22 protein-coding genes are annotated in these 19829 nt (G+C 63.7%); 12 read left to right on the forward strand and 10 right to left on the reverse strand.

Annotated elements, in window-relative coordinates; translation table 11 throughout:
- Position 1 precedes the first annotated feature (1 nt).
- From ACFOJ9_RS27425 to ACFOJ9_RS27435, 3 genes are read left to right on the forward strand one after another with little or no spacing between them, the layout of a single operon-like run.
- Positions 2 to 286: an integration host factor subunit beta gene (locus ACFOJ9_RS27425; RefSeq protein ID WP_006200394.1), complete on the forward strand. Its 285-nt coding sequence runs from the start codon at positions 2 to 4 to the stop codon at positions 284 to 286.
- Positions 287 to 343: 57 nt separating this feature from the next.
- Complete coding sequence (locus tag ACFOJ9_RS27430) at positions 344 to 712, forward strand: DUF1049 domain-containing protein (RefSeq protein ID WP_378983306.1); 369 nt, start codon at positions 344 to 346, stop codon at positions 710 to 712.
- A 37-nt stretch (positions 713 to 749) separates the two neighbouring features.
- Complete coding sequence (locus ACFOJ9_RS27435) at positions 750 to 1715, forward strand: ornithine cyclodeaminase family protein (RefSeq protein ID WP_378983309.1); 966 nt, start codon at positions 750 to 752, stop codon at positions 1713 to 1715.
- On the opposite strand, the gene ACFOJ9_RS27440 is transcribed toward ACFOJ9_RS27435, so the two are convergent.
- The 3 genes from ACFOJ9_RS27440 to ACFOJ9_RS27450 all read right to left on the reverse strand — a co-directional run bounded on the left by ACFOJ9_RS27440 (position 1712) and on the right by ACFOJ9_RS27450 (position 3305).
- Positions 1712 to 2149, reverse strand: coding sequence for an EVE domain-containing protein (locus ACFOJ9_RS27440; RefSeq protein ID WP_378983312.1), 438 nt, complete (start codon positions 2147 to 2149; stop codon positions 1712 to 1714). The two genes, ACFOJ9_RS27435 and ACFOJ9_RS27440, sit on opposite strands and share 4 nt — an antisense overlap.
- Positions 2146 to 2541 carry a VOC family protein gene (locus ACFOJ9_RS27445; protein ID WP_378983315.1) on the reverse strand — a complete coding sequence of 132 codons (396 nt, stop codon included), beginning with the start codon at positions 2539 to 2541 and terminating at the stop codon, positions 2146 to 2148. The genes ACFOJ9_RS27440 and ACFOJ9_RS27445 overlap by 4 nt, the downstream gene beginning before the upstream one ends.
- 74 nt (positions 2542 to 2615) lie before the next feature.
- Positions 2616 to 3305, reverse strand: coding sequence for a helix-turn-helix transcriptional regulator (locus ACFOJ9_RS27450; RefSeq protein WP_378983318.1), 690 nt, complete (start codon positions 3303 to 3305; stop codon positions 2616 to 2618).
- Between the two features lie 136 nt (positions 3306 to 3441).
- Between ACFOJ9_RS27450 and ACFOJ9_RS27455 the strand changes: the two genes are divergently transcribed.
- The 6 genes from ACFOJ9_RS27455 (at position 3442) to ACFOJ9_RS27480 (ending at position 10471) form a co-directional block, all read left to right on the forward strand.
- Positions 3442 to 4533, forward strand: coding sequence for a class I SAM-dependent methyltransferase (locus ACFOJ9_RS27455; RefSeq protein WP_378983321.1), 1092 nt, complete (start codon positions 3442 to 3444; stop codon positions 4531 to 4533).
- A complete protein-coding gene (locus ACFOJ9_RS27460; RefSeq protein ID WP_378983325.1) occupies positions 4534 to 5391 on the forward strand; it encodes a TrmH family RNA methyltransferase in 858 nt (285 codons plus the stop codon).
- 13 nt (positions 5392 to 5404) lie between these two features.
- Complete coding sequence (gene lspA / locus ACFOJ9_RS27465; protein WP_378983327.1) at positions 5405 to 5932, forward strand: signal peptidase II; 528 nt, start codon at positions 5405 to 5407, stop codon at positions 5930 to 5932.
- Between the two features lie 57 nt (positions 5933 to 5989).
- A complete protein-coding gene (acuI, locus tag ACFOJ9_RS27470) occupies positions 5990 to 6979 on the forward strand; it encodes an acrylyl-CoA reductase (NADPH) (RefSeq protein WP_378983330.1) in 990 nt (329 codons plus the stop codon).
- Between the two features lie 143 nt (positions 6980 to 7122).
- The gene (locus ACFOJ9_RS27475; protein WP_378983332.1) at positions 7123 to 9414 is read left to right on the forward strand and encodes a hybrid sensor histidine kinase/response regulator; all 2292 of its coding nucleotides are present in this window, start codon (positions 7123 to 7125) and stop codon (positions 9412 to 9414) included.
- Between the two features lie 181 nt (positions 9415 to 9595).
- Entirely contained in the window at positions 9596 to 10471 is an 876-nt protein-coding gene (locus ACFOJ9_RS27480) for a GNAT family N-acetyltransferase (protein WP_023812526.1), read from the forward strand.
- Positions 10472 to 10599: 128 nt separating this feature from the next.
- On the opposite strand, the gene ACFOJ9_RS27485 is transcribed toward ACFOJ9_RS27480, so the two are convergent.
- Together ACFOJ9_RS27485 and grpE are read right to left on the reverse strand one after the other, a co-directional pair.
- Complete coding sequence (locus ACFOJ9_RS27485; protein WP_378983334.1) at positions 10600 to 11232, reverse strand: trimeric intracellular cation channel family protein; 633 nt, start codon at positions 11230 to 11232, stop codon at positions 10600 to 10602.
- 125 nt (positions 11233 to 11357) lie between these two features.
- Positions 11358 to 11993, reverse strand: coding sequence for a nucleotide exchange factor GrpE (grpE, locus tag ACFOJ9_RS27490; RefSeq protein ID WP_378983336.1), 636 nt, complete (start codon positions 11991 to 11993; stop codon positions 11358 to 11360).
- A 239-nt stretch (positions 11994 to 12232) separates the two neighbouring features.
- Between grpE and ACFOJ9_RS27495 the strand changes: the two genes are divergently transcribed.
- From ACFOJ9_RS27495 to ACFOJ9_RS27505, 3 genes are all read left to right on the forward strand, one after another.
- Positions 12233 to 12433 (forward strand): hypothetical protein, encoded by a 201-nt coding sequence (locus tag ACFOJ9_RS27495; protein WP_378983339.1) that lies wholly within the window; start codon positions 12233 to 12235, stop codon positions 12431 to 12433.
- A 96-nt stretch (positions 12434 to 12529) separates the two neighbouring features.
- Positions 12530 to 12907 carry a hypothetical protein gene (locus ACFOJ9_RS27500; protein ID WP_378983342.1) on the forward strand — a complete coding sequence of 126 codons (378 nt, stop codon included), beginning with the start codon at positions 12530 to 12532 and terminating at the stop codon, positions 12905 to 12907.
- Positions 12908 to 13125: 218 nt separating this feature from the next.
- On the forward strand, positions 13126 to 14148 hold the full coding sequence (locus ACFOJ9_RS27505; RefSeq protein ID WP_378983344.1) for a fatty acid desaturase: 1023 nt from the start codon (positions 13126 to 13128) through the stop codon (positions 14146 to 14148).
- Positions 14149 to 14193: 45 nt separating this feature from the next.
- On the opposite strand, the gene ACFOJ9_RS27510 is transcribed toward ACFOJ9_RS27505, so the two are convergent.
- The 5 genes from ACFOJ9_RS27510 to ACFOJ9_RS27530 form a co-directional block, all read right to left on the reverse strand.
- The gene (locus ACFOJ9_RS27510; protein WP_378983347.1) at positions 14194 to 14814 is read right to left on the reverse strand and encodes a DJ-1/PfpI family protein; all 621 of its coding nucleotides are present in this window, start codon (positions 14812 to 14814) and stop codon (positions 14194 to 14196) included.
- A 192-nt stretch (positions 14815 to 15006) separates the two neighbouring features.
- The gene (locus tag ACFOJ9_RS27515; RefSeq protein WP_378983350.1) at positions 15007 to 16617 is read right to left on the reverse strand and encodes a GMC family oxidoreductase; all 1611 of its coding nucleotides are present in this window, start codon (positions 16615 to 16617) and stop codon (positions 15007 to 15009) included.
- Between the two features lie 96 nt (positions 16618 to 16713).
- Positions 16714 to 17247 carry a DUF934 domain-containing protein gene (locus tag ACFOJ9_RS27520; protein ID WP_378983353.1) on the reverse strand — a complete coding sequence of 178 codons (534 nt, stop codon included), beginning with the start codon at positions 17245 to 17247 and terminating at the stop codon, positions 16714 to 16716.
- 163 nt (positions 17248 to 17410) lie between these two features.
- Positions 17411 to 18175, reverse strand: coding sequence for a phosphoadenylyl-sulfate reductase (locus tag ACFOJ9_RS27525; protein WP_378983356.1), 765 nt, complete (start codon positions 18173 to 18175; stop codon positions 17411 to 17413).
- Positions 18150 to 19820 (reverse strand): nitrite/sulfite reductase, encoded by a 1671-nt coding sequence (locus tag ACFOJ9_RS27530; protein ID WP_378983359.1) that lies wholly within the window; start codon positions 19818 to 19820, stop codon positions 18150 to 18152. Before ACFOJ9_RS27530 ends, ACFOJ9_RS27525 begins: the two co-directional genes overlap by 26 nt.
- Positions 19821 to 19829 lie beyond the last annotated feature (9 nt).

Genomic DNA, 19829 nt, shown 5'->3' on the forward strand with positions numbered 1-19829 from the left:
CATGATCAAGTCCGAACTTGTGCAGATTATTGCCACGCGCAATCCGCATCTTTTCCTGCGCGACGTCGAAAACATCGTCGGCGCGATCTTCGATGAAATCACCGACGCTCTTGCGGAGGGCAACCGGGTCGAACTGCGCGGCTTCGGCGCTTTTTCGGTGAAAAACCGCCCCGCCCGCACCGGCCGCAATCCGCGCACCGGCGAATCCGTCGAGGTCGAGGAGAAATGGGTGCCGTTCTTCAAGACCGGCAAGGAACTGCGTGAAAGGCTGAACGGCGGCAAGTAGGCGCGGCGTCAGCGCCAGACGGCCTTTCGAACAGGCCAGCTTCCGACGGAAAACATCATGTTCAATCGCTTCATGCTCATCGTGATCTTCGTGCCGTTGGCGATCATCCTGATCGCACTCGCCGTTGCCAACCGCGAATTGGTCGCCTTCACGCTGGACCCGTTCAATCCCGGCAATCCTAAGCTGACGCTGACTTTGCCGCTGTTCATCTTCCTGTTCCTGGCTCTCGCCATCGGCATGATCGTCGGCAGCCTGGCAACCTGGGTCAAGCAGGGCCGCTACCGCAAGCTGGCGCGCCAACGCGGCGTCGAGGCCGAGAACCTGCGCCAGGCGGTCAGCCGTGCGCCGGCGGCACCGCAAGGCCCGTCCCAGGGATCGGCCCAGGGGGCGGCCCAAGGGGCGGCATTGCCGAAGCCGACCACTTGAACCGCCCGTCGGCGGTTTTTTCCCCACGGAGTTTTTCATGCTGACCATTTCGGCCGCAGAGGTCGACCATGCGCTGACCTTTCCCGGACTGGTCGAGACGCTGCGCACGGCGTTCCGCGACGGTGCGGTGCAGCCGGTCAGGCATCATCATACGATCGAGCGGCCAGATGGCGCGGCCTCCACCCTGCTTTTGATGCCGGCCTGGACCGACCTCAACGCGGCCGGCACATCGGCCGGTGGTCACATCGGCGTCAAGATCGTCACCGTCTCGCCCGACAACAACGCCGTCGGCAAGCCTGCGGTGATGGGGCTCTATCTCCTGCTCAATGGCGCCACCGGCGAGCCTGAAGCCTTGATCGACGGCCAGCGGCTGACACAGTGGCGCACGGCCTGCGCTTCGGCGCTCGCGGCCTCCTATCTCGCCCGCGACGATGCCTCGCGGCTGCTTGTGGTCGGCGCCGGCGCGCTGTCGCCCTTCCTCGCCAAGGCGCACTCAGCCGTGCGGCCGATCAAGACTATCCGCATCTGGAACCGCACCCCGGCCAATGCCGAGAAGGTCGCGGCCGATCTGCGCGCCGAAGGCTTCGCTGCCAGCGCGGCAAGCGATCTCGATGCCGAGCTTGGGCAGGCCGACATCGTCTCCTCGGCGACGATCACGACCACGCCGTTGATCAAGGGCGCATTGTTGCGGCCGGGAACCCATGTCGACCTGGTCGGTGGCTTTACGCCGACGATGCGCGAAAGCGATGACGACGCGATCAGGCTCGCCCGCGTCTATGTCGACACCCGCGCCGGCGCCACCAAGGAGGCCGGCGACATCGTCCAGCCACTGGCCTCCGGCGTATTGAAGCCGGAAGCCATCGTCGCCGATCTGCACGAATTGGCTCGCGGCCAGAAGAAGGGCCGCGAGAGCGCCGCTGAGATCACGCTGTTCAAGTCGGTGGGCGCGGCGCTCGAGGATCTTGCCGCCGGCATTGCCGTCTACAAGGCGCTCACGGCCTAGTTTGCCGGTACAGCCATTTTGGCGCCCATCGCCTCGGCGATGACGCGAAAATCGTGATCCCCGATTTCGAAAAGGCCAAAGCGAAGCTGATAGCCCCAGTTCGACTTGTCGGCCGTGAAGTGCAGCCTGTCGAGCAGCGGCTTGATCGGCGTTTCCTCGGCCTTCGCCCACTCGACATCGCGACGAAACGGCGTGAAGCCGCCCCCCATATCACCCTGATAGGGTTCGCCTTCCCGCACCGTGCCGATCGCCGTGAAGGCCTGCAGGCTATCTTTTTCGCTCAAAATGGTCGTCGGCGAATAATAGATGATGCCATCGCCGGGTTTGACGCGACGCAGCGGTGCTGCCTTGCCATGGTTGACCTGCATGAAGCCGCTTGCGCGGCCGCGCTGGACATGTTCGGCCGAGGCCACCGCGATCCAGTACGCGCTCATTTCTGTTCCCCATCGGCCTGTTCCCCGTCGGACAGCCAGTAGACGCGCAGGCGATGATTGTCGGGATCGAGCGCAACGAAGGTGCGGCCGAAATCCATGTCGGTCGGCGTCTGCAGGATCTTCAGCCCGCGTCCGGCCCAATCGGCATGGGTGGCATCGACCGCGTCCGGCGTATCCAGCGCAAAGACGAGCTCGGCGCCGCCGCCTGCCGCGGCTGCGGCAGGCTCCACCGTATGGCGCGACCAGAGGCCGAGCTTGAAGCCGTTGTCGAGAACGAACAGCACGAAGGTCGGCGAATTTTCGACCGGCTCACGGCCGAGCAGCGCACTGTAGAAGGCACCGCTCTGCTGCGGCTGGTCGACATAGAGGATGACGAAATTCGGGGCGGTCATGTCTGCTCTCCAAGGGTCGGTGTTTCGACTTGGCGAACATAGGATAGGCTACTGTCAGATTATGGCAGCAGCCATCACGAACCACGCGGCTTGTCGAGCGTCGCCCGCCATTCCTTGAGCAGCGCCTGGCGACGACGCGGATAGCGCGTGTCTGTTGCTTGGAGTTCGGTGATGCGATCGGCGCGAAAATGCCGGAAATCCTGCCGCATCTCGCACCACGCCACCACCACCCGCACCTTGTCGAAGAAGCCAAGCGCGAACGGCCAGACCACACGCTCGGACGCGGCGCCGCCGGCGTCGCGGTATAGAAAGCCGAGCTTGCGCTCGTTGCGGATGGCCTGCCGCACCAGACTAAGGTCGATGCCCTCCATGGCCGCGGCGGGAGGGCCGACCAGCAGCGTGCTCGCGTCGAGATCCTCGCGCAGATCGTCGGGCAGCACGGCGGCGATCTTGGCCAGCGCGTTGATGGCGGCGGCCGAAAGACGTTGGTCCGGCTGCTTGGCGACCCACCGCGAGCCGAGCACGATGGCTTCGATCTCCTCGTCGCTGAACATCAGCGGCGGCAGCATGAAGCCAGGCTTGAGCACATAGCCCAGCCCCGCCTCACCCTCGATCGGCGCTCCCTGGCCCTGCAGCGTCGCGATGTCGCGGTAGAGCGTGCGGATCGAAATTCCGAGCTCATCGGCCAGCGCCTGCCCGCTCGCCGGCCGGCGGTGCCGACGCAAGGACTGGATCAGGTCGAACAGGCGTTCGGAGCGGGACATCCGGCAGATTTGCCTGTTTCTTTGACATTGGTCCATCGCCGGCCGACATAAACCGGACAGGCCGGCATGTCGGACTTGGTTGCGAAGCCGGTTGCCCTATGTCAAAAGCGGCCACGCCGCTCGGAGTTGCCCCCGCTTGAAGTCTTTTCGCGACAAACGCCGCGACAACCGTCCGCATCCATCCGCAAAGGGTGCGGCGGACGTGTCACGTCCGCGTGCCGGCCACGTTCCTGCCAAACCGGACGCGCAACCGCGCGAGCGGCATGAGGCGAAGGTGGACGACCGTTCCGAACCGAAATCGGTGCCCCGCGTCCTGGCCCGCCGCGAAGGCGCCCTGCCCAGCGAGCAGCTTCCTGTGATCCTGGAAGTCGCTCCCAATGCCGATTATGCGCTGCTCGACAGCGGCGCCGGCCAAAAACTCGAACAATACGGCCCCTATCGCATCGTGCGGCCCGAGGGCCAGGCGATATGGCAAAAGGCCTTGTCGGCAAAAGACTGGGAGCGCGCCGACGCCATCTTCACCGGTGATACCGATGAGGAAGGCATCGGCCGCTGGCGTTTCCCCAAGACGCCACTCGGCGAGACCTGGCCCATGAAACATGACGGCATCGACTATCTCGGCCGTTTCACCTCGTTTCGCCATGTCGGCGTCTTTCCCGAGCAGGCCTCCCACTGGGACCACATGGCCGGGCTGATCGCGGCGGCGAAGCGGCCGGTCAAGGTGCTGAACCTGTTCGGCTATACCGGTCTTGCTTCGTTGGTGGCGGCCCGTGCCGGCGCCGAGGTCACCCATGTCGATGCCTCGAAGAAAGCGATCGGCTGGGCCCGCGAAAACCAGGAGATGGCTGGCCTCGGCAGCAAGCCGATCCGCTGGATCGTCGACGACGCGGTGAAATTCGCCGAGCGCGAGGAGCGCCGCGGCAGCCGCTATGACATCATCCTGTTCGACCCGCCGGCCTATGGTCGCGGCCCCAAGGGCGAGGTCTGGCAATTGTTCGAGGACCTGCCTGATTTGACCGACCTTTGCCGCGCGATCCTGACGCCGAAACCGCTCGCCGTGGTGCTGACCGCCTATTCTATCCGCGCCTCTTTCTTCGCCATCCATGCCTTGATGCGCGACACCTTTGCCGGCATGGGCGGCAAGATCGAATCGGGTGAGCTGATCATCCGCGAAAAGTCCGCCGGCCGGGCGCTTTCGACCTCATTGTTTTCGCGTTGGGTGGCCTGAATGAACGAGCGGCACGCAGGCGCACCCGGGCAGGTGAAGGAAGTCACCAGCCTCGCCAATCCGCTGGTCAAGGACATCAAGGCGCTCGCGCAGAAGAAATTCCGCGACCAGCAGCACGCCTTCATGGCCGAGGGACTGAAGCTGGTCATCGATGCGCTCGATCTCGGCTGGCAGATCAGGACATTGGTTTTCGCCAAGGCCGGGCGTGGCAACGCGGCGGTGGAGAAGGTCGCCGCGCGCACGGTTGCCGCCGGCGGCATGGTGCTCGAAGTGTCGGAAAAGGTGCTCGTCGCCATCACCCGTCGCGACAATCCGCAAATGGTGGTCGGCGTCTTTTCGCAAAAATTCCTGGCCCTGAAGGATGTCCGCGCCGACAACGGCGACGTCTGGGTGGCGCTCGACCGGGTGCGCGATCCCGGCAACCTCGGCACCGTCATCCGCACCGTCGATGCCGTCGGTGCCAAGGGCGTCATCCTGGTTGGCGACACCACCGATCCTTTTTCCGTGGAGACGGTGCGCGCCACCATGGGTTCGATCTTTGCCGTGCCGGTGGCCAAGGCGACAACCGAGGCTTTCCTTGCCTGGCGAGGCGGGTTTTCAGGCCTCGTCGCCGGCACCCACCTGAAAGGCGCCGTCGACTACCGTTCGGTCGATTTTTCCCGCGGCCCGGTGCTGCTGATGATGGGCAACGAACAACAGGGCCTGCCCGAAAGCCTGGCAGCGAGCTGCGACAGGCTGCTCAGGATTCCGCAAGCGGGCCGCGCCGATTCGCTCAATCTGGCCGTTGCCACCGGCATCATGCTGTTCGAGATCCGGCGCGGCGCGCTGAAGCTCGAACCAATCGTGGACCAGCAATGAAGGTTGCCTGCCCGTGAGATCATGGTCTCCCTACGCGCTGCTCGTCGTCGTGGCCATCGCGCTTGACCAGTGGATAAAACACTTGGTCGAGACTGGTCTGCCTTTTCAGGAAAAGCTCGATCTGGTGCCTTTCCTGGCGCTGTTTCGCACCTACAACACCGGCATCGCCTTCTCGATGTTCTCGTCCTTCGGCGACACCGGGCTGATCGTCATTTCGCTTGCGGTCGTTGCCTTCGTGCTGTTCCTGGCGACACGGATCGCGCCGTCCCAGATCCTTGCCCGTACCGGTTTTGCGCTGATCGTCGGCGGCGCGCTCGGCAATCTGATCGACCGCGCCGTCTACGGCCACGTCATCGACTACATCCTGTTCCACACACCGGTCTGGTCCTTCGCCGTCTTCAACCTAGCCGACGCCTTCATCTCGGTGGGCGCGGCACTGGTCGTCTTCGACGAACTGTTCGGTTGGCGGCGCGAGCCCAAGCCTTCAAACGCCAGGTCTTCAAACGCCAAGCCTTCCAAAGCCAAGCCTTCCAAAGATTGACCCCGTGCGGCCATCGCCGCACAGTTCATGTCGCCAAACAAGATCGCGGAGAAAGAGATGTCCGAAACCTTCAAAGCCATCCTCGTTTCGCGTGACGCCGAAAAAAAGCAGTCGGTAACCGTGACCGATCTCACCGACGCCGATCTGATGGAAGGCGATGTCACCATCGCGGTCGAGGCGACGACGGTGAACTACAAGGATGGCCTGGCGATCACAGGCAAGGCGCCGGTGATCCGCCGCTGGCCGCTGGTGCCGGGCATCGATTTCGCCGGCACCGTCATCTCGTCCTCGCATCCAGACTGGCGCGCCGGTGACAAGGCCATCCTGAACGGTTGGGGCGTCGGCGAAACTCATTTCGGTGCCTATGCAGGCCACGCCCGTGTCAAGGGCGACTGGCTGGTGCCGCTGCCGCAAGGCATCAGCCCGCATGACGCGATGGCCGTCGGCACCGCCGGCTACACCGCCATGCTCTGCGTCATGGCGCTGGAGCGGCACGGCATCCTGCCCGATCGCGGCCCTGTGGTGGTGACGGGAGCTGCCGGCGGCGTCGGCTCGGTCGCGGTTTCGATCCTGTCCAGCCTCGGCTACCATGTCATTGCTTCCACCGGCCGCAATGCCGAAAGCCCCTATTTGATCAACCTTGGCGCCGCCGAAGTGATATCGCGCGACGAGCTTGCCCAGCCGGCCAAGCCACTGGCCAAGGAGCGCTGGGCTGGCGGCGTCGACGCCGTCGGCAGCCACACGCTGGCCAATGTCCTCTCGATGACCTCCTATGGCGGCGCGGTCGCCGCCTGCGGTCTAGCCGGCGGCATGGACCTGCCGGCCAGCGTCGCCCCCTTCATCCTGCGCGGCGTCTCGCTGCTCGGCATCGATTCGGTGATGGCGCCGAAGGCAGTCCGCCTTGAGGCATGGCGGCGCATCGGCGCCGACCTCGATCTGCAGAAGCTCGCCAGCCTGTCCAGGACCATCGGTTTCGACGGCATCATCGATGCCGCGCGCGACATCGTCAACGGCAAGATCCGCGGCCGTGTCGTCGTGGATATGTGAACCCGCTTGACGGCCGGAGAAGGCGGACGGAATCGCCAAGTCTGATGACAAATCCGCCGCTGCAGCGGCGAAAAGCGCTCATCCGCTAAAATTCGAACGATCCGCCGCAATTTTCCATAATCTCTGTCTGGCAAGGATTTCGCATGATCGCGGAATCCGGCAACCAAGAGGCGGACACTGGCGACGACGTCGATGCGGCGCCCCCGCCGACGTCGACGCGGCGCTTTGTCGCCGCGCCGCCGCTGGTGCCCGAGCCGGAACCGGCCAGGCGCGAAGGCCTTCCGTTCCTGGTCTTCGTCGCCATTATCGTGCTGGCAGGCCTGGCGCATCTGACCGGGGCACCGATCTTAATCAGCATCGCATTGCTGGCAATCGGCCTTGCCGGCCTTGCCATGCATCTGCGCGCCAGGCGCAGCGAACACCGCACCGCGGCCCTGCTTGACCAGACCACCGCCCGCAGCCGCGCCGAGATCGAGACGCTGGCCGATCGCATGTGGGAGATGCAGGAGAGCGAGGAACGCTTCCGCGGCCTGATCGACGCACTTGGCGACCTCGTCATTCATCGCGACCGCGATGGTTACATCGTCTACGCCAACAAGGTCTTCGCCGATCTCGTCGAAACCGATCAACGCGACCTTGCCGGCAAGACCCTGGCGGAACTCGGCATCGATGTCGGCGTCGTTCCCGATGCCGCCTTTTCCGACCATGAGTGCCTGAGTTCCACCGATGTCGCCATCCGCACGCCGAGCGGTCCGCGCTGGTTCTCATGGATCGAACTATCGGTGCGCGACAAGGACAGCGGTGCGGCTTCGCATCGCGCGATCGCCCGCGACATCACCGCCCGCAAACGCGCCGAATCCTCGCTGATCACCGCACGCGAGCGGGCCGAATATGCCAGCCAGGCCAAATCGCGCTTCCTCGCCACCGTCAGCCATGAAATTCGCACGCCGATGAACGGCATCATGGGCATGGCCAGGTTGCTCGCCGATACCAGCCTGTCGCCGGAGCAGCAGACCTATGTCGGCGCCGTCTCGACCTCGGCCAGCGCATTGCTTGCCCTGATCGAGGATCTTCTCGACTACTCCAAGATCGAGGCGGGGCGCTTCGACCCGGAGCCGCAGCCGATGTCGGTGCGCGAGATCGCCGACAACATCATCGAACTGCTGGCCGCGCGCGCCTTCGCCAAGGATATCGGGCTGGGTTGCCACGTCGAACCCGACGTGCCGCAATTGATCACCGCCGATCCGGGCAAGGTCAGGCAGGTGCTGCTCAACCTCATCGGCAACGCCATCAAGTTCACCGACAGCGGTGGCGTCCTGGTGAGCATCGCGCGCGCGCAAACCGAAACCACCGACCGCATATGCTTCACCATCGCCGATACCGGTCCGGGCCTGCATGATGAGGATTTGGAGCGCATTTTCGAGGAATTCGAGCAGGCCGACGGCACGTCGACGCGCACGCATGGCGGGGCCGGCCTCGGCCTTGCCATCTCCAGGCGCCTGGTGGCCGCCATGGGCGGCACGATCTCGGTGTCCAGCCGGCTCGGCCAGGGATCCGAGTTCGTCTTCGAAATCCCGGCAATAGCCGCCACCGAGGCACCGCAGGGCCGGCAGAACGCGCTCTCAGGCAGGCGCGCGGTGATCCTGTCGAAAAACGCCGTCGAGGCCGACGCCATCGCCCGCACCATCCGCGCCAATGGCGGCGCGGTCGACGTCGCCACCACCGCCGCACAGGCCGCGCCCTTCGCCGCCGGCTGCGATGTGATTCTGGTCGATGCGGCCATGGAAGAAAGCGACGGAAAACTGCTCAAGCGCCTGCGTCAGAGCGGTTTCTCCGACTGCGAGGCCATCACGCTGATCGCCCCGACCGACCGTGGCATGCTTGGCGAGTTCCGCGCCAGCGGCTACGCAACCTTCCTGGCCAGGCCGGTGCGTGGCGGTACGCTTCTGCGTGTGCTGTTGAGCAGCCATGCCCCCAGCCTCGCCCAGCCGCAGCCGGAAAAGCGCGGCGCGCCGACCCTTCGCGCCGTCGGCAACCGCCAGCGGGGCCTGTCGGTGCTGATCGCCGAGGACAATGACATCAACGCCATGCTGGCCCGCGCCACGCTGCTGAAGGCCGGGCATCGCGTCAAGGTGGTCGGCAACGGCAAGGCCGCCGTCGAGGCTGTCACCGGCGCCGGGCACAAGCACCGTTTCGACGTGGTTCTGATGGATCTGCACATGCCGGTCATGGACGGGCTGGACGCGATTGCCGCCATCCGCCGCCATGAGGAAGAAACCGCCGTGCCGCCGGTGCCGATCATGGTGCTGTCGGCCGACAGCCAGGAAAAAACTCGCCATGCGGTGTTGGCCCATGGCGCCAGCGGCTTTGTTACCAAGCCGCTCGACCCCGAGGCGCTGGTCAATGCGGTCGAGGGACAGGTCGTCGCGGCCTGAGCTTTCCACCGCCCGTTCCGCGCCGCGCGATCACTTAACGTAGCCGGTTGATCGTATTCGCCAGCCGACGAAGTATTGCCCACGGCGTCGTATCACGGTACTGTCACAATCCTGTTGCACCTACACCGTATCCCCGTGCCAAGAGGGATGGCTCGAAGGAGAATCACTCGTGCATACAGTTATGCCGGAATGTGACACTCGGCCGAACGCCAGCAGCGCCTTGCTTGCCGGACGTAACGTCGATTCCGTCATAAAGGGCGCCGCACTCGGCCGTATCGGCAATCTTGAAGTACGGCTCGCTCGCAACGAGGCCGAGATCGCGGCCGCGCAGGAAGTGCGCTACCGGGTGTTCTACGACGAACTTGGCGCCAGGAAGGATCTGTTCCAGGCCCATGACCGCCGTGACGCCGACCGCTTCGATCCGCTCTGCGACCATCTGCTGGTTTTGGATACCACGCTTTCCGGCCCCGAACATCGCCGCATCGTCGGCACGTATCGGCTGCTGCGGCAAGAAATCGCGGCCACGGCCGGAGGGTTTTATTCGGAAGGTGAATTTGAGCTGACCAAGCTCATCGCCCGTCACCCCGGCCAGCGTTTCCTCGAACTCGGCCGTTCCTGCGTTTTGCCTGAATACCGCTCGAAGCGCACCATCGAGGCGCTGTGGCAAGGCATCTGGGCCTACATCAACCATTACGAAATCGGTGTGATGACCGGCTGCGCTTCCTTCCACGGCACCGTGCCGGCGGCGCATGCTGAAGCGCTCACCTACCTCGCCCACCACTGCCGCACCAATTCGGCCTGGGATGTGCGCGCGGTGTCCGGGCGCTACTGCTCGATGGATCTAATGCCGATCGAGGCGGTCAATGCCAAGGCGGCGATCGCCGCGATGCCGCCTTTGGTCAAGGGCTACCTGCGCGTCGGTGCCCGTATCGGTGATGGCTGCGTCATCGACCGCGAATTCTCGACGGTCGACGTCTTCGTCGTCATGCCAGTCAAGGAAATCGGCGCCCGCTACGTCAACTATTATGGCGGGGAAGCCCAGCGCTTCGCAGCGTGACGGTAGCGAATAGCGAATAGCGAATAGCGAATAGCGAATAGCGAATAGCGAATAGCGAATAGAAAGTAGCGGAAATTGTCTCGTTCAATCCCTATTCGCTACTCCCTATTCGCTAATTCGCTCCTCTTTCACAAAATATCTTCCGGCCGCCGGCCGGGTCGGCCCTTGTAGGGCGGAAACGACCAGCCGAATTTAAGCGCGCCGCCGCGCACAAGGAACGCCGCCGCAAAACCGGCGAGGTTCGAGGCGAGCGGCGGCAGTCCGGCAAGATCGCCAAGCGTGTAGAGGCCGGCACCCGCAAGGGCGGCGGTAACGTAGATTTCGGGCCTGAGCAGCACCGATGGCTCGCCGGCCAGAAGATCGCGCAGAATGCCGCCGAAGGTGGCGGTGAGCACGCCGGTGATGACGGAGACGACCGGCGAACCGGTAATCGCCAGTCCTTTGGCTGCGCCCATCACCGAAAACGCGGCGAGCCCGATGGCGTCGAGCCAGAGCAGCCATTTCCAGCGCGATTCGACACGATGCGCGCTGAAGAAGACCAGCACCGCAACCACGGCGCAGATCAGCACATAGCCGGAGTTGGCGACCCAGAAAACCGGCAGGTTGAGGATGACGTCGCGAAGCGTGCCGCCGCCTATCCCGGTGACGCTGGCCAGGAACAGGAAACCGATAATGTCGAGCTGCTTGCGCGAAGCCGCAAGCGCCCCCGTCGCCGCGAAGACGGCGACCCCGGCATAATCGAGAAGCGCGATGGGGTTCATGAAGCGAACAATGAAAGAGTGAGTAGCGAATAGCGAGTAGGGAATAGCACGAAGCTGCGCAACAACTGCAGCAACTATGCGTATTTCCCTATTGGCTATTCGCTATTCCCTATTCGCTTGTCCGTTCAGGCATCTTTCTCAGCCTGTTCGTTCACCGGCCCCGGCTCGACCGGTGCTTCAGCGGCGGCAAGCTTCGGACCGCCCTTGGCGACGCCGACCATGGCCGGGCGCAGCACGCGATCGCCGATCGAATAGCCCGGCTGCACGACCTGGACCACCGTATTGGCCGGAACATCCGGGTTGGGCACTTCGAACATCGCCTGGTGGAAATTGGGATCGAACTTCTCGCCTTCAGGCGCGAGCTTCTTGACCCCGTGCCGTTCCAGCGCCGACAGCATGGCGCGCTCGGTCAAGTCGACGCCTTCGATCAGTGCCTTGAAGCCAGCGTCACCCGACGCCTTGGCCTCGGCGGGAATCGCGTCCAGCGCGCGGCGCAGATTGTCCGACACCGACAGCATGTCGCGCGCGAAATTCGCGACCGCGTAGGTGCGTGCGTCGTGCACGTCGCGCGCCGTGCGGCGACGCAGATTTTCCATCTCCGCCGCCACGCGCAGCGCGCGGTCCTTCAGTTCTTCATTTTCCTTCAGCAGCCGCACAAGCGCTTCATAGTCGCCGTCGATGCTGCCTTCCGTGCGCTCGGCAGCGGCCTCGGTCGCCTCGACTTCATCGGGCGCGCGTTCGTCTTTTGCCTGGTCGCTCATCGCCGTTTCCCGTCAATCTCGAATGATGTGGATTTTGTGCCCGATATCGAGGTTTGGCGGCCAAAAATCAAGAGGTAAGCGAATTGCGAGGCTGTCGGTAAGGCCGGGCAACGACGGACAAGACATTTCGATTTTAATTCAAATTTTACCCTAACCGCCGGCTTTGCTTGCCACGAAGGCGTGATGGGGGAACCATTCCCTTGCTGGAGGAGTTTCGAAGCCGACACAGGAATTTTGAGATGATGACCCGCAACAAGGGCGAAAAGGCAGAACGGCTGGCCACCGAGGTCAAGCGTCAGTTCGGCGCCGAGACTATGACTCGCTTTCTGCGCACCTTGCCGGCCTTCCGCACCGAGGCTGACATTCCCGAGCGCTTCAGAGAGCTGCTCGACCGCCTCGACGAGGCGAAGGGTCGTGACGTCGGCTGGCGCCGGCGGTAAAACGCGACGGCCAATCTTGGCAGCAAACCTCTATCAGCAATAGCCTGAGAGAGCCGAACCATCTAATGATGCGTTGTGGTTCAAATGGAGGACGTAATGCGCAAGGTTTCGATCACCTCATTGTTTTCGGCGCTTGTCGGCCTCGGCGCCGTCACCTTGGTGGCTTTTCCGGCACAAGCAGACAATCTGCAGCTGCAATTGGGCAAACATGGCCCACGGCTGAAGCTGATGGAAGATTGCGATCCCGCCTACGACGATTGCGAAGGCCGGCGCGACAACCGGCGCGACCGCCGTCAATCACGAGGCTGCACGGAAGACCGGGCCCTCGACAAGGCGGACCGCATGGGCATCCGTCGGGCAAGGATAGAGTCCGTCGGCCGCCGGGAGATCACGGTTCGCGGCAGACAGGGTGGCGACCGCGTGCGCGTGACTTTTGGAACCGAGCGCGGCTGCCCTATCCTCGATCGCGACTAGAGATCGGCCCAAAAACTGGAAAACCCGATGCTCAGACGACAAAGAGAGTTTCGGATTCCGAACGATCAGGCTGGAAAGCCCGCCGCTTCGGCGGTGTATCATCAAGCGGGTCGAGCTGGCGGTTGGCTGGCTCGACCACCAAGCGCGCGACAATTACGCACAGTAATTTTGCGTGATTGTTGTCTTGCGGTGGCGGGACGCGCCGCCTATGCTTCCTGATGAACATGATTTCCCCTGAGGCGGTCGCTAACAGCAAGCGCGCCTGGCTGAAGATTCTGGCGCGCTACAAGAAGCCTGACAGGCGGCGCAGTGCAGTCGAGCTCGCCATCACTCTCATTCCGTTCGCCATACTCTGGGGACTGTCCTCGGCGGCCTATGCCTATGGCCATTGGTGGGGACTGGTCCTGATTCTTCCCGCGGCCGGGTTTCTGGTGCGCATCTTCATGATCCAGCACGATTGCGGCCATGGCTCCTTCTTCGCCAACCGCTATGCGGACGACTGGATAGGCCGCGCGCTCGGCATCCTGACGCTGACGCCCTACGACTGCTGGCGTCGCGCTCACGCGACGCACCACGCCAGCGCCGGCAATCTTGACGAACGCGGCATGGGCGACATCAGGACGCTGACCGTTGCCGAATACCGGCAAATGTCATGGCGAGGCCGTCTTGCCTATCGTCTGTATCGCCACCCGCTGGTGATGTTCGGGCTCGGGCCGATCTGGCTGTTTATCTTCGAGCAAAGGCTGCCCGTCGGCATGATGCGGGGCGGCCTGACGCCCTGGGTGTCGTCGATGACCACCAATCTTGGCATCGCGGTCGCAGCTGCCGTCCTCATCTGGTTCGTCGGCCCTGGCGCCTTCCTGGTGGTCCATCTGCCGATCGTCATCCTCGCCGGTTCGGCCGGCATCTGGCTGTTCTACGTCCAGCACCAGTTCGAGGAAACGGAATGGGCGAAGGATGCCGACTGGGAGTTCCAGCACGCCGCCCTGCATGGATCGTCCTATTACGACCTGCCGCCGGTGCTGAACTGGTTCACCGGCAATATCGGTGTCCATCACGTCCACCACCTCTCCGCCAAGGTGCCGTGCTACCGGTTGCAGGAAGTGCTGCGGGATTATCCCGAACTGCGCGGGATAGGCCGCGTCACGCTGCTCGAAAGCCTGCGCTGCGTCAAACTGGCACTGTGGGACGAAAACCGCCGGAAGCTGGTGTCGTTCCGCGAGGCGCTGGCGGCTGCGTAAAAAAGACCGCCGCGCTATGGGCGCGGCGGCCGTGAAAATCCCGGGTCAGGCCGCCTGGCGCTCGTCGCGCATCAGTATTTCGCCATGGCGGATCTCGGTGCCCAGCACCTTCAGGCATTCGCGGATGAAATTGGACAGGCCGGGCCAGCCCTTGGCCGAAACGAGATTGCCGTCGACATGGGCGCCGGTCGGCGCGACGTCGATGTAGATACCGCCGGCGAGCGTCACTTCCGGCTCGCAGTACTGCAGCGCGGCGACTTCCCGGCCCCGCACCACGCCGTCCACGGCGATCAGGATCTGCACGCCATGGCAGATGGTGAAGATCGGCTTGCCGGCCTCGTGGAAATGCCGCACCAGCGCCTGTACCCTCTTGTCGATGCGGATGTATTCCGGCCCGCGTCCGCCCGCCGCATAGACGGCATCGTATCCGGCTGGGTCCACCTCGGAAAACGTCTTGTTGAGGATGTAGTCGTGGCCGAGCTTTTCCGTGTAGGTCTGGTGGCCTTCGAAGTCGTGCAGCGACGTCTTCAGTATATCGCCCGCTTTCTTGTCCGGACAGACGACGTGCACGGTGTGGCCAACGGCATGCATGGCCTGCTCAAAGACGAAAATCTCATATTCCTCGCTGAACTCGCCAACGAGCATCAGTATCTTCTTGCCAGCCATTCCGGTTCCTCCCTTGTTGGCTTATTTATTTCGGATCGCGAAATAATAGAGCTATCCTAAGGGCAGGATAGCGAAAGGGAAAGCGAAAATCGTACAATTGGTACGACCAGTTTTCTCCAGTTGTGATCGCCACCGCCAAATGGTCATTCACAGCCATCAAAAATAGCGGCACTGGTTCGACCAGAATTCCGATCAGGCAGCCGCCGCCTTGATCATCTCAGCGGCCTTTTCAGCGATCATGATCGTCGGCGCATTGGTGTTGCCGCCGATCAACGTTGGCATCACCGAAGCGTCGACGACACGCAAACCCTGCATCCCGCGCACACGCAGTTGCGGATCGACCACCGCCATATCATCGATGCCCATCCTGCAGGTGCCCACCGGATGGTAGACCGTATCGGCGCGGGCGCGGATATGGGCCATCAATTCTGCATCGCTCGAAACGCCGGCGGTGTAGATTTCCTTGTCGCGGTATTTGGCCAGCGCCGGCGCCTCCAGGATGCCGCGCATCATTCTGACACCCTTGAGCAGCAAGCTGGCGTCGCGTTCGTCGGACAGGAAGCGCGGATCGATGCGCGGTGGCGCCAACGGATCCGGCGCCGACAGCCCGACCTCGCCGCGCGAATGCGGCCGCAGCACACAGACGTGACAGGAAAAGCCGTAACCCATATGCAGCTTGCGGCCATGATCATCGACGATCGCGATGCAGAAATGTAGTTGCAGGTCGGGCCGGTCGATCGCCGGGTCGGATTTGAGGAAGGCGCCACCCTCGGCATAGGGGGTGGCAATCATACCGCCGCCATCCTTGCGCCAGCGCCGCAGGTGCCGCAGCAGGCCAGGCAGACCGCGCAGGCCGATGCCCATCATGTCGGCATCCTTCGATGTCCAGCCCATGATGAAATCGAGATGATCCTGCAGGTTCTTGCCGACGCCGGGCAACTCATGGACGATCGGAATTCCGTGTGCCGCAAGCTCGACAGCCGGACCGATCCCGGACAGCAACAGCAATTGCGGTGAGCCGAAGGCACCACCGCAGACGATGACCTCGCGCCTGGCTTTGGCAACGGCTTCGCGCTTGCCGGCGCGGTAGCGCACGCCGGTGGCCCGCTTACCATCAAGGGTGATGCCCGTCACATGCGCTCCGGTGATAACGGTAAGGTTCGGCCGGACCATCGCCGGATGCAGATAGGCGGCCGCCGCCGAACAGCGCTCGCCATTGCGGCGGTCGCCCCAGAATTGCGTGACCTGATAGAGCCCCGCACCTTCCTGTTCAATCCCGTTGAAGTCATCGTTGCGGCGAATCTGGTTTTCGCCGCAGGCGTCGACAAAGGCCCGGGAGAGCGCACGCGGCTCCTGCTGTTCGGCAACCCGCAGCGGCCCATCGCCGCCGTGCAGGGCATCACTCCCACGCTGGTTGCCTTCCGCACGCTGAAAATAGGGCAACACCTCGTCCCACGACCAGCCGTCGCAGCCGAGATCGGCCCATTCGTCATAGTCGCTGCGATGGCCCCTGACATAGAGCATGGCGTTGATGGCGCTCGAGCCGCCCAGCGCCTTGCCGCGCGGCTGGTAGCCCTTGCGGCCGCCAAGGCCTTGCTGCGGCACCGTCTCGAAGGCCCAGTTGTTGACTTTCGGCCGGCCTGGCAACAGCGCGATGACGCCGGCCGGGGCGCGGACGAGCAGGTTCCTGCCCTCGCCGCCGGCTTCGATCAGGCAGACCGTCTTCGATGGGTCCTCGGAGAGCCGCGCGGCAAGCGTACAGCCGGCGGAACCGCCGCCAGCGATGGCGTAGTCGAAATCCATGATCTCCCTCCTCGCACCCGGCGGATATTTCCGTCCGGATAGTCCAGAGAAGGCCCGATCGGAGCCGATGTAAAGACGTCGGGAATTACCGCAGCGTCAACTGTTGCGAAGGCGCCGCCAGGAATATTTCGACCCCTTCGGCTCCGACACGGCGGCCGGTTGGTAGTAGAGCCCCAACCCGCCGGTGCGGCCCTCCTCCAGGCGCTTCAACAGCACCGGGTTCGATATCTCGAACTCGTCGAAGCCAAGACGCAGCATATGCGGCAGCTGGTCGACCAGCACCTGCCCGGTAGCGCGCACGGCACCCTCGAAATGATAGCGCCCGCGCAGCAGTTCGCCCTTGGAGAAGGAGCGGCCGTCGCTGAAGGCCGGGAAGGCCAATGCCACCAGCGACAGCTGGTCAAGCAGGTCGGCGATCTTCTCGAGCTGATCGCCGGGCTGCAGCACGACGCCGAGCCGTTCCCTGGCCGAGCGGCGCACCTCCGGATCGAGATCGAGGAACGCCTGAAGCGGCAGGATGAAGCGGCCATTGCCGGACAGCGCCTCGGCACTTTCGGCATGCGTCCACTCGTCCTCACGGAAGCCCGCTGGGGTCCAGAGGCGGGTCTCCGGCATCGTCGGTTCAGTCATCAAAAATTCCTAAAAATTCAAGAAGCTCATTGTGTGTTGAGATTCAGGTCAGGCCGCGCCGAAAATGGTGGCTTCCGGGGTCGCCCTGCGACGAGCGGAGCGTACTTGAAGTACGTGAGCACCGGAAGCGCAGGAAATGGCCTCACCTGAATATCAACATACCCTAAAGGGATGCGTCGGTCAGCGACTTCTCCAGTCCCGACAGGTGAATGCCGCACTCGGTCTTGGCATGGCCGGCCCAGCGGCCGCTGCGCGCGTCCTCGCCCGGCTGCACCGGCTGCGTGCAGGGGAAGCAGCCGATCGACAGATAGCCATAGGCGACCAGCGGATTTTCGCGCAGCGCATGCGCGCGCATATAGTCCGCCTGGTCCGATGTCGTCCAGTGCGCCAGCGGATTGATACGGATGCGCGGGCCGACTGCTTCGAACACCGGAAGCGCTGCCCGGGTCGAGGCCTGGAAACGCTTGCGCCCGGTGAGCCAGGCACGAAACGGCGCGACACCACGCGCCAGCGGCTCGACCTTGCGCACGTCGCAGCAGGCGTCGGTGTTGCTCTGGTGCAGATTGCCCGTCGGATCGATCCGCTCGAGCGCCGCGTCTTCGGGCTTGATCACGCGGATATTGGTCAGCCCGAAATCGGCGACAAGCGCGTCGCGATAGCCGAGCGTCTCCTCGAAATGCTTGCCGGTGTCGAGGAAGATGACCGGTAGCGTGCGGTCGATCTTGGCGATCATGTGCAGCAGCACAGCCGAATCCGCGCCGAACGACGACACCGCGGCGATCTCGTCGTGAAACAGTTCGCGGGCCGAGCGTTCGATGATCTCGAGCGGGTTCAGATGACCATAAAGCGCATCGAGCCCCGCCGCTTTGGCGGCGATGCCGTCATCGACGTCGTCAATACGGTCAAGCGGCCTTGGCTTCGCCAGCATAGAGCGCCTCCTTGAACGGCGCGGGACCGACTCGGCGGTAGGCGTCGATGAATTTCTCTTGTGAGTCGAGCCGAAGGCCGAGATAGGTCTCGACGATCTGTTCGATGGCGTCGGTGATCTCTTCAGACGAGAAGCCGCGGCCGATGATCTCGCCGACCGAGGTGTTCTCGTCGGCCGAGCCGCCCAGCGTCACCTGATAGAGCTCGGAGCCCTTCTTCTCGACGCCGAGGATGCCGATGTGGCCGACATGGTGATGGCCGCAGGCGTTGATGCAGCCGGAGATCTTCAGCTTCAGTTCGCCGATCTCGCGCTGCCGCTCCAGTGAGGCGAAGCGGCGCGAGATTTCCTGCGCAATCGGGATCGAGCGCGCCGTGGCCAACGCGCAATAGTCGAGCCCCGGGCAAGCAATGATGTCCGATATCAAATTGGAATTGGCCGTCGCCAGGCCGATGCCGACCAGCGCATCATAGACCGCCTTGAGGTCGGCGCGCGCCACATGCGGCAGGATCAGGTTCTGCTCATGGCTGACACGCAACTCGTCGAAGGCATATGTCTCGGCGATATCGGCGACTGCCTCCATCTGGCTGTCCGAGGCGTCGCCGGGCACCTCGCCTATGCCCTTGAGCGAGATCGTGACCGCCGCGTAGTCGGGATGGCGGTGCGTCACGACATTCTGGTCGAGCCACTCCGAGAACCCTTTGGAATCCAGACGCGCCAGCTTGACCGCCTGGTCGCCTTCCGGCCGCTCGGTCAGCGCAGGCGGCGCGAAATAGGCTTCGATGGCGCGGATGTCGGCTTCCGGCAGCTTCAACTCGGCGTCCTTCAACTCCTGCCACTCGGCCTCGACCTGACGCGTGATTTCCTCGACACCGGTCTCGTGCACCAGGATCTTGATGCGGGCCTTGTACTTGTTGTCGCGGCGGCCATAGAGGTTGTAAACGCGCAGGATTGCCGTGCAGTAGGACAGAAGGTCGGCTTCCGGCAGGAAGTCGCGGATCTTACGGGCGACCATCGGTGTGCGCCCCTGCCCGCCGCCGATATAGACGGCGAAACCGAGTTCGCCGGCGGCGTTCTTCTTCAGGTGGAGGCCGATGTCGTGGGTCTGGATGGCGGCGCGGTCGCGTTCGGCACCCGTCACCGCGATCTTGAACTTGCGCGGCAGGAACGAGAATTCCGGATGCACCGACGACCACTGGCGCAGGATTTCCGCATAGGGGCGCGGATCGGCAACCTCGTCGGCTGCGGCACCGGCGAAATGGTCGGCGGTGACGTTGCGGATGCAATTGCCGCTGGTCTGGATGGCATGCATCTCGACGCTTGCCAGATCGGCCAGGATCGCCGGAATGTCCGACAGCGCCGGCCAGTTGAACTGGATGTTCTGGCGCGTGGTGAAATGGCCGTAGCCCTTGTCGTATTTGCGGGCGATGTGGCCCAGCATGCGCAATTGCTTGCCGTTCAGCGTGCCATAGGGCACCGCGATGCGCAGCATGTAGGCGTGCAGCTGAAGATAGACGCCGTTCATCAGCCTGAGCGGCCGGAACTGGTCCTCGGTGATCTCGCCAGACAGCCGGCGCTGGACCTGGTCGCTGAACTCAGCGACGCGGGCCTGGACAAAATCGTGGTCGAACTCATCGTAACGGTACATGCTTCGTCT

This window comes from Mesorhizobium cantuariense, from assembly GCF_042647205.1.
GTDB classification, from domain to species: Bacteria; Pseudomonadota; Alphaproteobacteria; order Rhizobiales; family Rhizobiaceae; genus Mesorhizobium; species Mesorhizobium cantuariense.

Coding starts and splice junctions, on each gene's coding strand:
- ACFOJ9_RS27525 (WP_378983356.1), bottom strand. CDS start 18,175: ATGCTGGCGAAGCCAAGGCCGCTTGACCGTATTGACGACGTCGATGAC.
- ACFOJ9_RS27425 (WP_006200394.1), top strand. CDS start 2: ATGATCAAGTCCGAACTTGTGCAGATTATTGCCACGCGCAATCCGCAT.
- ACFOJ9_RS27510 (WP_378983347.1), bottom strand. CDS start 14,814: ATGGCTGGCAAGAAGATACTGATGCTCGTTGGCGAGTTCAGCGAGGAA.
- ACFOJ9_RS27480 (WP_023812526.1), top strand. CDS start 9,596: ATGCCGGAATGTGACACTCGGCCGAACGCCAGCAGCGCCTTGCTTGCC.
- acuI (WP_378983330.1), top strand. CDS start 5,990: ATGTCCGAAACCTTCAAAGCCATCCTCGTTTCGCGTGACGCCGAAAAA.
- ACFOJ9_RS27530 (WP_378983359.1), bottom strand. CDS start 19,820: ATGTACCGTTACGATGAGTTCGACCACGATTTTGTCCAGGCCCGCGTC.
- ACFOJ9_RS27515 (WP_378983350.1), bottom strand. CDS start 16,617: ATGGATTTCGACTACGCCATCGCTGGCGGCGGTTCCGCCGGCTGTACG.
- ACFOJ9_RS27485 (WP_378983334.1), bottom strand. CDS start 11,232: ATGAACCCCATCGCGCTTCTCGATTATGCCGGGGTCGCCGTCTTCGCG.
- ACFOJ9_RS27505 (WP_378983344.1), top strand. CDS start 13,126: ATGAACATGATTTCCCCTGAGGCGGTCGCTAACAGCAAGCGCGCCTGG.
- ACFOJ9_RS27495 (WP_378983339.1), top strand. CDS start 12,233: ATGATGACCCGCAACAAGGGCGAAAAGGCAGAACGGCTGGCCACCGAG.
- ACFOJ9_RS27440 (WP_378983312.1), bottom strand. CDS start 2,149: ATGAGCGCGTACTGGATCGCGGTGGCCTCGGCCGAACATGTCCAGCGC.
- ACFOJ9_RS27520 (WP_378983353.1), bottom strand. CDS start 17,247: ATGACTGAACCGACGATGCCGGAGACCCGCCTCTGGACCCCAGCGGGC.
- ACFOJ9_RS27445 (WP_378983315.1), bottom strand. CDS start 2,541: ATGACCGCCCCGAATTTCGTCATCCTCTATGTCGACCAGCCGCAGCAG.
- ACFOJ9_RS27500 (WP_378983342.1), top strand. CDS start 12,530: ATGCGCAAGGTTTCGATCACCTCATTGTTTTCGGCGCTTGTCGGCCTC.
- ACFOJ9_RS27435 (WP_378983309.1), top strand. CDS start 750: ATGCTGACCATTTCGGCCGCAGAGGTCGACCATGCGCTGACCTTTCCC.
- ACFOJ9_RS27430 (WP_378983306.1), top strand. CDS start 344: ATGTTCAATCGCTTCATGCTCATCGTGATCTTCGTGCCGTTGGCGATC.
- ACFOJ9_RS27475 (WP_378983332.1), top strand. CDS start 7,123: ATGATCGCGGAATCCGGCAACCAAGAGGCGGACACTGGCGACGACGTC.
- ACFOJ9_RS27460 (WP_378983325.1), top strand. CDS start 4,534: ATGAACGAGCGGCACGCAGGCGCACCCGGGCAGGTGAAGGAAGTCACC.
- grpE (WP_378983336.1), bottom strand. CDS start 11,993: ATGAGCGACCAGGCAAAAGACGAACGCGCGCCCGATGAAGTCGAGGCG.
- ACFOJ9_RS27450 (WP_378983318.1), bottom strand. CDS start 3,305: ATGTCCCGCTCCGAACGCCTGTTCGACCTGATCCAGTCCTTGCGTCGG.